The organism is Ruminococcus albus 7 = DSM 20455 (assembly GCF_000179635.2).
GTDB lineage: Bacteria > Bacillota > Clostridia > Oscillospirales > Ruminococcaceae > Hominimerdicola > Hominimerdicola alba.
Genome location: NC_014833.1, coordinates 2,018,923 through 2,033,416, shown reverse-complemented (window position 1 = coordinate 2,033,416; position 14,494 = coordinate 2,018,923). Strand labels below are relative to the sequence as shown.

General features: G+C 42.6%; 11 protein-coding genes. 1 reads left to right on the top strand and 10 read right to left on the bottom strand.

Annotated features, from left to right (window positions below; all coding sequences use genetic code 11):
- Positions 1–17: 17 nt before the first annotated feature.
- The 9 genes from RUMAL_RS09015 to RUMAL_RS08975 form a co-directional block, all read right to left on the bottom strand.
- The gene (locus RUMAL_RS09015) at positions 18–1,988 is read right to left on the bottom strand and encodes a bifunctional 4-hydroxy-3-methylbut-2-enyl diphosphate reductase/30S ribosomal protein S1 (protein ID WP_013498437.1); all 1,971 of its coding nucleotides are present in this window, start codon (positions 1,986–1,988) and stop codon (positions 18–20) included.
- Positions 1,988–3,349, bottom strand: a complete 1,362-nt coding sequence (gene cmk, locus RUMAL_RS22850) for a (d)CMP kinase (RefSeq protein WP_013498436.1) — start codon at positions 3,347–3,349, stop codon at positions 1,988–1,990. Before cmk ends, RUMAL_RS09015 begins: the two co-directional genes overlap by 1 nt.
- 61 nt (positions 3,350–3,410) lie before the next feature.
- Positions 3,411–4,694: a BaiN/RdsA family NAD(P)/FAD-dependent oxidoreductase gene (locus RUMAL_RS09005; RefSeq protein WP_013498435.1), complete on the bottom strand. Its 1,284-nt coding sequence runs from the start codon at positions 4,692–4,694 to the stop codon at positions 3,411–3,413.
- A complete protein-coding gene (locus tag RUMAL_RS09000) occupies positions 4,642–5,538 on the bottom strand; it encodes a MurR/RpiR family transcriptional regulator (protein ID WP_013498434.1) in 897 nt (298 codons plus the stop codon). Before RUMAL_RS09000 ends, RUMAL_RS09005 begins: the two co-directional genes overlap by 53 nt.
- A 15-nt stretch (positions 5,539–5,553) precedes the next feature.
- A complete protein-coding gene (locus RUMAL_RS08995; RefSeq protein ID WP_013498433.1) occupies positions 5,554–5,799 on the bottom strand; it encodes a DUF3006 domain-containing protein in 246 nt (81 codons plus the stop codon).
- The gene (locus RUMAL_RS08990) at positions 5,796–6,779 is read right to left on the bottom strand and encodes a ComEC/Rec2 family competence protein (RefSeq protein WP_013498432.1); all 984 of its coding nucleotides are present in this window, start codon (positions 6,777–6,779) and stop codon (positions 5,796–5,798) included. Before RUMAL_RS08990 ends, RUMAL_RS08995 begins: the two co-directional genes overlap by 4 nt.
- Positions 6,780–6,789: 10 nt before the next feature.
- Positions 6,790–9,444 carry a DNA translocase FtsK gene (locus RUMAL_RS08985; RefSeq protein ID WP_013498431.1) on the bottom strand — a complete coding sequence of 885 codons (2,655 nt, stop codon included), beginning with the start codon at positions 9,442–9,444 and terminating at the stop codon, positions 6,790–6,792.
- Positions 9,445–9,571: 127 nt separating this feature from the next.
- Positions 9,572–10,453, bottom strand: coding sequence for an undecaprenyl-diphosphate phosphatase (locus RUMAL_RS08980; protein ID WP_013498430.1), 882 nt, complete (start codon positions 10,451–10,453; stop codon positions 9,572–9,574).
- A 216-nt stretch (positions 10,454–10,669) separates the two neighbouring features.
- On the bottom strand, positions 10,670–11,803 hold the full coding sequence (locus RUMAL_RS08975) for a hypothetical protein (RefSeq protein WP_013498429.1): 1,134 nt from the start codon (positions 11,801–11,803) through the stop codon (positions 10,670–10,672).
- Between the two features lie 323 nt (positions 11,804–12,126).
- On the opposite strand from RUMAL_RS08975, the gene RUMAL_RS08970 reads away from it, so the two are divergent.
- A complete protein-coding gene (locus RUMAL_RS08970; protein ID WP_013498428.1) occupies positions 12,127–13,419 on the top strand; it encodes an adenylosuccinate synthase in 1,293 nt (430 codons plus the stop codon).
- A 102-nt stretch (positions 13,420–13,521) separates the two neighbouring features.
- On the opposite strand, the gene RUMAL_RS08965 is transcribed toward RUMAL_RS08970, so the two are convergent.
- Complete coding sequence (locus tag RUMAL_RS08965) at positions 13,522–14,493, bottom strand: glycoside hydrolase family 113 (protein WP_013498427.1); 972 nt, start codon at positions 14,491–14,493, stop codon at positions 13,522–13,524.
- Position 14,494: the final 1 nt, after the last annotated feature.

Genomic DNA, 14,494 nt, shown 5'->3' with positions numbered 1-14,494 from the left:
CATTAAATTAAAGCCGATTATTCAGCGTCGGTCTCCTCAACTTCCTCATCATCGAGAAGAGCTCTTCTGGAGAGGCTGATCCTCTTCTTATCAGCATCGATCTCAGTGATGCGGCAATCTACTTCATCACCAACGGAAAGGATATCCGCAACGTTGTTAACTCTCTGATTAGCTATCTGAGAAATGTGGATAAGACCATCAATACCATCAATGATCTGTGCAAAAGCACCGAATGATGTGATAGATACGATAGTAGCCTTAACGTCCTGACCTACCTGATAGTTATTAACAAAGATCTCCCAAGGATTTTCGGAATCCTTCTTGTATGTAAGAGAAACCTTCTTTGTTTCAGGATCAATATCCTTGATCTTAACAGTTACCTTATCACCGATAGATACAACATCGGAAGGATGCTTGATCCTGTTCCAGCTCAGGTCTGCTCTTCTTACCAGACCATCAACACCGCCCAGATCAACGAATACGCCGTAGTCTGTGATAGACTTAACAACGCCTTCCATCTCAGCACCAACAGAAGCTGTGTCAAAGAACTTGGACTGTGCAGCAGCCTTTTCTTCTCTTGCTACAGCTCTTACAGAGCCAACAGCTCTCTGCTTAACGTCATTTACTTCGAGGATCTTGAACTTAACAGTCTGCTTCAGCAGATCGTTGAGATCAAAATCTCTTCTGGGAGCAGCCTGAGAAGCAGGAACGAATACCTTAACTCCGTCAGCAGAAACAAGTACGCCGCCCTTTACAACATTTGTTACGATACCTTCAAGTATCTCACCGCTCTCAGCAGCATCCTTGATCTTCTGGAAGCTCTTATCAGCGTCAACTCTCTTCTTGGAGAGCATTACAGTACCGTCTGTATCACTTGTCTTGATAACGATCAGCTCGATAGTATCGCCTACGCTTACTATATCCGCAGGCTTCTTGCCAGGGTCATCTGTAAGTTCGCTAAGTGCAACGTAGCCTGTGTGCTTGGTTCCGATGTCAACAATGACCTCGGTATCGTTCACAGATTCGACAGTGCCTTCTACCTTCGCTCCCGGATATATTTTTTTGAGGGTCTTATCGATCGCCTCCAGATTAAATTCTTCGTCAACAGTATTGTCAACATTGTTCAGCAGTTCACTCATAGTGTCCTGTACCTCCTTTATAATATAGCCGGGTGTCGAAGCACCGGCAGAGATCCCGATAAATTTTGCTTTGGTCAGGTCAAGACCACAATTCCTGAGATCTTCGGCATTCTCAACAAGCACACATTTACAGTACTGCTCGCATATCGCCTTAAGTTTATGTGTATTTGAACTGTGTCTTCCGCCTGCTATGACCATAAGATCCGCTTTCTTTGCAAGCTCTTCAGCTTCATTCTGTCGGATATTTGTGGCATTACAGATAGTTTCGCATATCTCCGCTCCAGGAAGATATTTTTCAAAAAACGGTACACATTCCTTCCACATATTCTTATTATACGTCGTTTGCGCCAAAATTGCAACCTTTTTTGATGAAAAATTTCGATTTTTCACTAAATTTTCAAATTCCGTACAATTTTCAAACACATAACATTCACCCAGACAATGACCCATTATACCCTTTACTTCGGGATGAGAAGCATCTCCTGCTATCAAGATCACATGACCGTCAGAAGATTTTTCACGGGCGATATTATGTATTTTGGCTACAAAAGGACAGGTAGCATCAACAATATCCACACCAAGCTCATCAAGCTTTTTATAAACTTCACTGCCAACTCCGTGAGAACGTATCACTACAGTCTGACCCTCGCTGACCTCATCAAGCTCAACTGGATATACCCCTCTGGCTTTAAGGTCATCTACAACGTTTTGGTTATGAATGATCGGACCTAACGTAACAATATTATTTCGGTTATCCAATTCATTATACACCATTTTTATCGCTCTGTCTACACCAAAACAGAAACCTGCGCTTTTGGCAACAGAAATTTTACATTTAGTTAACATCATTAATGCACCAGACTTGTAATATCTTCCATAACTCTATTTTTCAGAACCTTTAAGGATCCACTGTCGGTATTATCAGCACCTATCTCGGATGGAATTATCGGTTTGCCATATCGGACAGTGACCTTCTTACGGAATTTGAGTTTGCCCTCGAAAGTAATACCAACAGGGATTATCTTTGTCTGAGCGACAGCTGCGATAAGTGCTACACCTGTCTTTCCTTTACCGACTTTACCGTCCTTGGATCTGGTGCCCTCGGGGAAGATAGCCAGATTTCTGCCGCTTTCCAATTTCTCGATAGAAGTATCAATCGCTGCAGTATCGCCCTTTCCTCTTGATACCGGAAATGCACCTAATTTTGATATCAGCCACTTAAATGCCTTGTTGCCCTGAAAAAGCTCTTCTTTCGCCATATATGAAAGAGGTACACGGGCATGAAGTGCAATAAATACAGGGTCCTGATAACTGCGGTGATTTGATGCGAATATATTTCCTCCGTCCTTGGGAACATTCTCGACACCCTCCCATTTGATATCATAATAAATATGATATATACCAATGGTCACCCACCTCAGAATTCCATACCCAAACACTCGCAATGGATTGACTTTATTCGTCTTAGATATCGGATGTACTTCCATAAGCACTCTGGGAGTACGCTCTTTTTTTACGGTCAGTGAAGCATTATTTTTTTTTTCAGACAGCTTATCAGCTATCACACGGCATATCTCATCGATAGACTGCTGAAGATCAAGAGCTGTAGTATCTACCTCTACAGCATCATCAGCCTTTTTAAGAGGAGCTGTTTCGCGGTGTGTATCATTATAATCGCGCTGCTCTATATCACGGAGGACTTCCTCATAAGTTGATGGATCTCCTTTTTCCTGAAGTTCCTTAAATCTGCGCTGTGCCCTGGCTTCAGCAGAGGCGGTAAGGAAGATCTTCACGTCAGCATTTGGAAGTACAACAGTGCCGATATCTCTTCCATCCATGATTATATCGTTCTCTTTAGCCATAGTCTGCTGAAGGTCAAACAAGAATGTCCTGACCTCAGGTATAGCAGATGTTTTGGAAGCAGCCATAGATATCTCAGGTGTTCTTATCTTATCCGATACATCTTCTCCGTTAAGGATAACATGCTGAGCCCCATCCATATATTCAAGTTTGATAGATATATCATTCAGTTTATTGATGATCGCGGATGTATCTTCAAAATCGGTGCCACTTGTCACCATATAGCAGGCAACAGCGCGGTACATTGCTCCTGTGTCAACGTATACGTACTTCATTTTCGCCGCAACGGCCTTTGCTATCGTGGATTTTCCGGCACCGGAAGGTCCGTCAAGTGCGATATTTATTCCCATTTTTACAACTCCTTTTAATAATATCAAGCCTTATCGATCAAAGCATCAAAACCCATATTTACTAATCAATATACTCTACAGCCTGCGCACAGGCATAAGCTGTAGACCACGCGATCTGTAAATTAAAACCGCCTGTGTAAGCGTCAAGGTCGAGAACTTCACCGATAAAATAAAGGTTTTTACATAGTTTAGACTCCATAGTCTTAGGATCTATCTCCGAGAGTTCAACACCGCCGCGGGTGATTATCGCTTCATCGATCGGACGAAGCCGTTTAACTTTGAACGACAATTTTTTTATGACCTCAGCTAGCATCCTTCGTTCAGCCTTTGTTATCTGATTAACACGCTTTTCAGAAGAAATACCGCTTCTTCTGACGATCACAGGGATCATTTTTGCAGGGAGAAGTTTTCCCAGAGAATTACAGAACTCGCGGTTAGGAAAGTCAGAAAAATCCCTGAGGATACGTGCATCAAGCTGTTCAAAGGAAAGCGCAGGTTTAAGGTCGATATCTATATGATAGGTATGCTTTTCTATATCATGAATATGGGCACTGGCAGACAATACCAAAGGACCTGATAATCCGAAATGAGTGAAAAGCATTTCTCCGAGTTCTTCGTATAAGGGTTTTGACTTGTCATCCTCACGCAAGGAAAGCGTGCAATTTTTAAGACTCAATCCCATCATTTCAGCACACTCGGTGTTTTCTTCACAAACTATAGGGCATAGCGACGGAAGTATCGGAGTAATTCTGTGACCAACGGACTTCGCAAGTTTATACCCGGCACCGTCTGAACCTGTTTTGGGATAGGAACGTCCTCCGGATGCAATTATAATGCTGCCGCCAAGGTATTCCTTTTCACCGCACCTTACTCCGACAGCACATCCATCATTGATGATAAGCTCTGTGACTTCCCCGCTGACAAGTTCTGTACCGCAGTCAAGACAGCACCTTACAAGCGAATCAGCAATATCATGTGCACTGTCACTTACAGGGAACACCCTGTTTCCACGTTCGGTTTTAAGAGGAACACCAAGTCCCTCAAAAAAAGCCATAGCATCCTCTGTAGTAAAACGGCTTAGCGAAGAATACAAAAACCGTCCGTTCCTCGGTATATTCTTCATCACTGTATCTATATCACAATTATTAGTAACATTACAGCGTCCCTTGCCGGTTATACGCAGCTTTCTTCCAAATCTCTCATTCTTTTCAATTATTACTGCACTTTTACCAAGCAGACCAAGTTGTGCTCCGCAAAACAGACCTGCCGCACCGCCGCCGACTATCACAGCATCATACTTCTTCGCCGTCATCATTTCGCTCCGCATTTTCAGTGTTTTTAGCATATACGTCAAAATCCTCCCAGACCTTTTCAAGTTTTCCGAAGGTCTGAGTGACCAGATCAACGTTCCTGATAGATATAGCTGCTATAAGGGCGTTGATTAGACTCAGGGGAGCTACCAACGAATCTGCAAAGGAAGCCATATCACTCTTTGCTAGAAGCAAAGCATCAGCATAATCTGTCAGAGGAGAACTTGTTGAATCGGTTAGAGCTATTACCTTGGCACCGTTGGTCTTTGAATACTTCAGCGCTTTAACAGTCTGATTAGAGTATCTCGGGAAAGATATACCGATCATAACATCGTTTTTGTCAATGCGCATGATCCGTTCAAAAAGCTCGGATGTCGTAGTACTCGGTACCAGCTTGACGTGAGGGAAAAGCAGGTTAAGATAGTAGTTCAGAAAATAAGCAAGTGCAGCTGAACTTCTCGTACCGATTATATATATTGTATTTGCGGAAGTTATCAGATCTACAGCACGATTGAAATCATTTTTATCGGTCGCATTGAGTGTAGCACGAATACGGTCAACATCCTGATTGAGTACACGCTGAAGAACATCTTCGCTGTTCATCTGCTCAGAGCTGACTTCGATACGCTGTACAGCCGTAAGCTTGTTTCGCATAAGATCCTGAAGCTGTCTCTGAAGTTCAGGATAGCCGTCATATCCTAGTTCTGAAGCAAAACGCACCACAGTTGATTCACTGACACCCACAGTTTTACCAAGTTTCTGAGCTGTCATAAAAGCTGCCTTGTCATACTGTGAGAGTATGTAATTAGCTATAAGCTTATGACCTTTTGAAAGGGTCGGAAGCTTTACCTTTATTACTGAAAAGAGATCTCTGTTCATTACTATCACTCCATTTCAATGTGTACTGCGATCAGAGCGCTCAGTACATTTATTCAGCACCTTATCCTGTAATGCTGATAATTTATTGCGGCGTTTATCCGCCGCTGATCTTTCAAGCAGAAACTGTCCATCACTCAGATTCAGGATATCACCCGATCGTACCTCAACGGGAAGTTTATCAAGATGAATATTGACCATATCTCCGTTACTGTCCTCACATACAGCAAACGAACCTTCGATCCTGTCTACAGTAAAAATCATTTTTTATCACCTGATAATTCCACCGAAAGACCATCTCCATCCGAAACAAATACTACAGTGCCGTCCCTTGCTGTGATATAAGTCTGTCTTGCATATTTTGATATACGTCTGACAGTTTCTTCATGGGGATGACCGTAATCATTGACCTTGCCGCATGAGATCACAGCGTATGCGGGATCTACGGCATCAAGGAAATCAGCCGACGAAGAAGTACTGCTTCCGTGGTGTCCTGCTTTAAGTACCTTAGCCCTAAGATCCACACCTTTTTTCAGCAGCGACATTTCTTCTTCATTTTCGCAGTCACCCGTGAACAGAAAACTGTTATTGCCATGCTTGACCTTGACGATCAGCGAATAGTTATTCAGATTTTCAGAATCCTTGATATCAGAAGTATACACATTTACCTGACAGCAGCCCAGTTCAAATGAAATATCCTCAGGAGGCATCACATCTACATCCCTTACATTGATAGCATTAAGCATATCTTCATAGCACTTGGTTGTTGGTACATAAGCATCAGGTATCCGAGGCATCATAAATTCATCAACATCGAAGGTGTATATTATCTCAGCCATCTCACCGATGTGATCGGAATGAGGGTGTGTAGCAATAAGACGATCTATATGATGTATTCCGTGCCTTATAAGATAAGACTCTACAGCATTACTGTCATCACGCTCACCGCTGTCAATGAGCATTATCTGCCCCTGAGAAGCTACAAGTATACTGTCGCCCTGACCTACATCGATAAAGTGTACCTCAAGATCAGCTCTGGTAGCAGGACGGTCTGCAAGACCAAGTTTTACCAGCACATCCTGCACAGAGATAAGCCCTGTATAATGTAGCAGACACAAAACTCCAGCAGCGAAGAGTAAAAGCACAAGTATTATCAGCCTTGCTCTCTGTCTCAGCGAAAGCCTCCTGTTCTTTGCAGAACGGGTCTTTGCAGATGTTTTTTTCTTAGTAGAACTTACAGACATTGTTATGCACCTATCTTCTCGCACGCATTTCAAGCCATTCTTCCTCGGTCAGATTGATCTTGCGCGGCTTAGCGCCTTCCTGAGGACCAATTATGCCCATTTCCTCGATCTGATCCATAATACGCGAGGCTCTTGAAAATCCAAGTTTAAGCTTACGCTGGAGATATGAAGTAGAAGCATTACCCGTCTGTACGATGACTGTGATAGCCTGATCGATCAGATCATCATCAGGATTAATGATAACTTCCTCGACATCTTTACCGCTGTTCTTTTTATCTTCCTTGGGCTTAGGCATATTTTCCTCTACCTCAGCCATGATATCTGCACTATATTCAGCGGAATGTTCACTTTTCAGGAACTCAACCACGGATTTGATCTCAGGAGTATCAGCAAAACCCGATTGTATACGTATAGGTGTCTTGACACCAACAGGTTTATATAGGAGATCACCGTTGCCAAGAAGCTTCTCAGCTCCTCCAGCATCCATGATAACGCGTGAATCTACATTACTGGATACGCTCAGGGATACACGAGATGGTATATTGGATTTTATAAGTCCGGTAATAACGTCCTTTCTTGGTGACTGAGTTGCTATTACCATATGTATACCGGCGGCACGTGCAAGCTGTCCAAGCCTTATAACAGAATCTTCGACCTCACTGCCCGCTGCCATCATAAGATCGGCAAACTCATCGATAACTATAAGTATCTGTGGCATAAGCTTCATCTTTGCAAAAACAGGATCCTGTTCATCAACAGGCTTTGAATGCTCGGCTGTGAGCATCTCATTGAATTCCTCGAGATTCTTAACGTTGTTTGCTTCAAACATTTTATAGCGTTTATTCATCTCATTTACAGCCCAGCCAAGTGCACCTGCGGCTTTCAGAGGATCTGTAACAACAGGTATAAGCAGATGAGGTATCTTATCATAAAGCTTGAATTCGACCATCTTAGGATCTATGAGAATAAGCTTTACTTCCTCAGGAGACGCGTGATACAGCACACTGAGAATTATGGAGTTCGTAAACACGGATTTACCCGAACCTGTAGTACCTGCTACAAGCAGATGAGGCATTTTGGCGATATTGCCCACAACTATCTTGCCCTCTATATCCTTGCCAACAGCAAAAGTAAGTTTGCCCTTTGCATTACGGTACTCATCACTATCGATAAGCTCTCGCAGCGAAACAGGATCTCTGATATCATTAGGCACCTCAATACCTACACAGGGTTTACCCGGTACGGGTGCTTCGATACGTATGCTCAGCGCAGCAAGATTAAGAGCAATATCATCAGCAAGGCTCATGATCTTGGCAACTTTGACACCTGCGGCAGGCTGAAGTTCATACCTGGTTACAGAAGGGCCTCTGAAAATACCTATGATACGTGTCTTAACACCATATACTTCCAGTGTTTCAACAAGCTTCTGTGATTTTTCCTGAATCTCAGCTTCGATGACCGACCTGTCGATCTTCTTTTTAGGATACTTAAGAACGTCAACGGGTGGATTAACATAAACAGGAATCTGTTCATCCTCTTCAAACATGGTCGTCTGACCGTTGCTGTCTATATTGACGGACTTCGGAAGTTCATCCTTTTCATCAACAGCCTGCACAGTAGAAGGCTTTCTGCTTACAGCCTCCTGGATTATCTTTTTCAGAGCCGCATTGTCTTCAACTTCATCGGTACCCTCATCATCCTGTATATCAGTATCATCAACTTTCTCGACGATATCCTGATCTTTATTCTCAGCAAGATCGAATATCTCATCAGTTGTATCCTGATCATTGATATCCGACGTTTCAATTTCCTGTTCTTCATCTTCAGGCTTATCATCAGAAGGAAGAAATTTAGCAAAATCAACTCTCTGCTTTCCGCGTCTTGGGAGTTCATCTTCCTCATCAGGTGCGGCAAGTCTCGGTCTGGCCGAATTCGATGCATTTACAGACTGCTGCCTTTTCTCCGAATACATTGCCTCACGTTCGCGTCTGGCAGCAATACGTTCTGCTCTGTCAGAAGCAACAGCTTCAACAGATGCAACAAAAGGTTTGGAAAGCAATCTGAATAACTGGGGAAGAGTGAGGTCAGTAAGCAGAAGAATAAACGTAAAAGTAAAAAGGAGTATGATTATAGAAGCTCCAAGTCTTTTGAAGGCAGCCAAAAGAGGCCAGCCCAGCAGTGCACTTGCAAGTCCGCCGCCGCGAAGGACAACACCATCATCATAAAGTCCTTTGAGCTTTTTCAAAAAACTGCCGCCCTGAACAGAACCGACCTGAAGTATCTGCACAATGCCGCTTGAAAGCAGCATGAGCACACCGCCCTCTACACATTTGGCAACAACGGTATTTTTCTTGGTATTTGAAGCTATCATCAGCGCTACATATATCATCATAGGTGCAAACAGAAAAACAGCCATGCCAAAAAGGCCGCGATTAAGGTCATGCAGAGCACGCCATAAGCCATCACCCTTGATAAACGTGATAAAAAGCTCCAGTACGCCCCAGAAAAATAATATATATGACCAGAATCGCCTGAACTCTCTTTCCTTTGCAGCGCTGAGTGCGTCCTGAGCCGCCTTGCTCACTTTCTGCGAGCCCTTAGCTGTCTGTTTTTTTGCAGCCGTCTTGGAAGGGGCAGTTTTGTTCCCCGAGGCATTTGCTGCCATTTGAACACTTTCCTTTCATCATAAGACAGTATTAAACGTATGCTTAAATAACTGCAAAAAGCCTGAATCATCACAGCCGCGCTACTGCCGCGCCCGAACATCAAGCTTCTTCGCAGATATGTAATTATCAGAAATGGATGGGATGACCCATGCAGAATTCAATGAATGCGATAATGAGCACCACTGTGCCAAGACCAAAGGTGTAGTATGAAAACACCTTAAACTTATCGCTCTTCACCAGCCAGCTTACCATTTTTATAGCAAGAACACCAACTATTGCTGCTACAACAAATCCAACAACACAGTTGATAAAGCCAACCTTTTCGACATTGACATTTGATCCGTGAACTTTTTTAATATAATCAACTACTTCCAGCAAACAACTGAGGAACGTAACGGGTATTCCAAGTATAAAAGAATACTTTACAGCGGTTTCACGTGAGAAACCTGAGAACAGTCCTGCGGAAATTGTAGAACCCGATCTTGATACACCTGGAAGAAGTGCCACACCCTGAAAAAGACCTATAGTTACAGAATCCTTGACTTTGATATCCCCTGCCTTCTTATTTCCTTTGGTGCATCTGTCAGACATGAACAGTATAGAACCCGTGTAAAGGAAACAGAGACCCTCTGCAAAAATAGAGTGATCTTTTTCGATAGATTCAAACCAGTCCTTGAAAGGTGCAAAAGGCGCAAGGCAAAGACATGATAATATCAGCATAAATATCATACGACGCTGAGGATTCATATCTTTGAAGGTAAACCTGCGCTTGCGGAGATCTACGAAAATATTACCCAGTTCTTTGATCAGTTCAAATATATCTTTTCTGAAAGCTATAAATATTGCCAAAAGTGTACCAAGATGCAATACAGCCAGAAAAACCAATGCGTTATCACCATTATTACCGGTAAAATGCTGATACAGCGAGATATGTCCCGAACTGGAAACCGGCAGAAATTCCGTCAAACCCTGAAGTATACCCTGTACAATCGCGTCAAATAAACTCATTTGTTCCTCCAAATAACACTCGCCGTAACCACGGCTTTATCTAAATGCAGATCTGTTGAAAACACTTTCATTTACACGAAATAAAATACTGAAATTGTCACTTCCAAAAGACCTGCAACTATTATAATAGCACAACAAAACGTACTTGTCAATGCTTATTACGCTTAAAGCAGAAAATTTTGCAGGAAAAAATGCATTTTCCTGCAAAATCAGTCATCATTTTTTGTATTCAGCCGAAAGTACCTGGTCTACCCAATTTACCAGACTTACAAAGCTTTCCTTATCTAATATTGAAAAATATTTTTCAGGCAGACTTTCACTGCTGCTGTTGTGATCTGTAAGACAGTAACCATCTGCAGAAACAGTCATGGTAACAACATCATCTGTTCCGTATCCTGTTTCGATCTGAACATAGTCAAGACCGGTATCCTTGCTGGGTGACCTGAGCTGACCGGAATCACCGAAGCTTTTTATAAGCTTGTTCAATTCAGAATAGTCATCATGATCCAGTATATAACATCCACCGAAGCTGTCTCCGACTTTGACCCTTACGAAGCCATAGGCACCGTTGTAAACAGTATAGTTATAGAATCGATCAAAACATATATAGTATATCTCATCGCTTTTCTGCACCCTGTAATATGCACTATAGGGGCGTGATGTGTTTATAGCTTGTGCTGAAATGCTTTCGACCTTATCCCAATCAATATAATAAGATCCTTCTCCTACGATCTTATTTTCATCAACTGAAAGATTATAAACCTTGCTTGAACCATCATTTTCTTCATTATCGGCAGGTTTAAGCCGTGTATCCTCTGTGACAGCAATATTCTCGGATTTAAAATCCGGCGGGTCAACCGGACTAACAATCCCCAACCCGTTATAGGAGAAGTATTCATCAGGAGCATTAAGCTCTTTATCTCTTGAAAGAACAAGGGTTCCGGGCTTGCAAAGGCTGATGGAAGTATATGTATCTGCTTTCAGAAGAACTTTACCATCGCCATTCAATAACCCTTTATACTTGCCGTCACTGTAAACATAAAGACTGTTTCCTATTTTCTCTGTGCATTCGTAGTCTTCAAAAGGCTGTTCTTGTACCGTACTGACATAATCAGATAAAACAAAACTGGAATATACAGGGCTGCTGAGAGGATCAGGTTGCTTTATCTCATTTAAGAAATCCGGGAACTGATAGTTTTTTAATTCTACCTTATCAGCTACTGCCTTAGTTTCTTTAGCTGAGGATGCAGTCTCTTTACCGGTGTTTTCCCCTTTTTTCTGAGAGCAGCCGGTAAGCGACATAATAAGCATACCCGAAAGGAGCAGTGCTGTCATAATATGTGATCTCATTTATTCTCTCCTTAAAATGCAGTCAACATCTGGATCGTACTGCATAAAAATAGCATGATTATTTATAAGACGTTCATTATATAGCCAAATACTATTATAATATAACACGGCGAATTTTGCAAGGCTTTTTGGAAATTTTTTTCTTAGCATCACACATTCATCAGAAAAATATTATGAAAATGTTAAAAATTGAATCAGGTGTTTACAAGCAAGGAATTATGTGCTATAATATATTGGTGTTGGTATGGAGATTTTCACATAGCAGCACGCTAAATCCTTAATTTATACATGATCCCGCTTAACAGCAAGGAGGAAATTTACAAATGGTAAGAGCAATTGTTGGCGCAAACTGGGGCGACGAAGGCAAGGGAAAGCTCACGGACATGATGGCGCAGGAGTCTGATATCGTAATAAGATTTCAGGGCGGCGCAAACGCAGGTCATACCATACACAATCACTATGGCAGGTTTGCACTCCACACTCTCCCGTCGGGCATATTCTATGATCACACTACAAATATCATCGGCAACGGTGTAGCTTTTGATATACCCAAGTTTTTCAAGGAACTTAACGAAGTAACATCTCAGGGTGTACCTATGCCCAAGCTGCTTATATCCGACAGAGTTCAGATGATAATGCCTTACCACATTGATTTTGATAAATTCGAGGAAGAAAGACTCGGCAAGGCAAGTTTTGGTTCTACTAAATCCGGTATTGCACCTTTTTATTCTGATAAGTATGCTAAGATCGGTTTCCAGGTTCAGGAGCTTTTCGATGAAGATGCGCTTAAAGAAAAGATCCACAGAGTACTGGAGCAGAAGAATATCCTGCTGAAGTATATGTACAACAAGCCTGCCATAGATGAGAACGAGCTGTTCAACACTATGATGGAATACAAGAAAATGGTAGAGCCTTATGTATGCGATGTTTCTGCATATCTTTGGAATGCTATCAAGGAAGGCAAGAATATACTGCTTGAAGGTCAGCTTGGTTCACTGAAGGATCCTGACCACGGTATTTATCCTATGGTAACTTCTTCTTCAACATTGGCTGCTTACGGCGCTATCGGTGCCGGTATACCTCCCTATGAGATAAAGAAGATCGTAACTGTATGTAAGGCATATTCTTCTGCAGTAGGCGCGGGTGCATTTGTATCGGAGATATTCGGTGACGAAGCTGAAGAACTCAGAAAGCGCGGCGGAGACAAGGGTGAATACGGTGCAACAACAGGCAGACCCAGAAGAATGGGATGGTTTGACTGTGTAGCTTCCAAGTACGGCTGCCGTATCCAGGGTACTACCGATGTTGCTTTTACAGTTGTTGATGCACTCGGCTACCTTGACAAGATACCTGTATGCGTTGGTTATGAGATCGACGGTAAGGTCACAACAGACTTCCCAACCACAGGCAAGCTTGAGAAAGCTAAGCCCGTTCTGGAAGTTCTGGACGGCTGGAAGACCGACATCGGCGGTATACGCAAGTATGAGGATCTTCCCGAAAATTGCCGCAAGTACATAGAATTTGTAGAGCAGCAGATCGGCTTCCCTATCACAATGGTATCCAACGGTCCTAAGAGAGAGGATATCATCATGAGAGAATCCAAGCTGAGCAAATAAGATACACACAAGGGGCTGACCGTTTGACGGTCAGCTCTTTTTATTATTATTCATAAGTATAAAGCTGCCTTGCGGTTCATTCGCAGGACAGCTTTCTTGATATTATTTTTCAGTATACCATTTTCTGAGAGTTTTCTCAGCCAGTTTACCGTATATGGTAAAATCACGATTATCCTTAGCTTTTTCTTCCGCAGGAATAACAGCTTTCCAGTCCCACCAGAAGTAGCCGCAGAACCAGGGAATATCCCAGGTCGCTTCCATGGCACTCTCATAAAAATCAGATTGCTCCTGTTCATCAACCGGTTTCTCCGACCGATAAAGGAAATCCCATGGGTAAGAAGAACATCCCTGTTCATTACGAACACCAATCTCTGCAAACATTATAGGTCTGTTATATTTTTCATGACATTTCTCAAGACGTAAAACTACCTCTGACCATCGCTTACGCATAAAGTCGATGCTTCTGTTTGCAGCATCTGTAACAGGATAATAACCGCTTATACCGATGACATCAACATCACCAAGCCATTCAAACCTAAGTTCATCACCGTGATTGATATTATGCATGATGATACCACTGTAAACATCCCTGACTTTTTTTATCATGTAACGGCAGCGATCACTCTGCTTATCCATGCCAGCCATCTCACATCCTGTACATAGCATTTCACAGCCAAGTTTTTCTGCCATTTTAGCATAGTACACCATGAACCTGTTATATGAAGTGAACCATTTTTCCCAATAACCGCTTCCTTCCTCACTGGGAAAATCTATTCTGGCACGCCACGAGCGATCAAGGCAGTTCACCATTGGTTTAAGGCATACTTTCAGACCAAGTGACTTTGCCATACTTACTGCATGAGCGATCTCCTCATCGGTCTGGGTAAGACCATACAGCGAGAAGATCGTTGTGCTGTAAAATGTTTCCTGCCAGCCGTTTACAGTTATGCATATCCAGTCTAATCCATTCGATGCGAGGCGCTTCATGGATCTTTCGGCTTCTTCAGACAGTAGTTCTCCCTCTCTGCTGAAAAATCCCCACGTATAACCCTTGCAAAATAATTTCTTATCCATA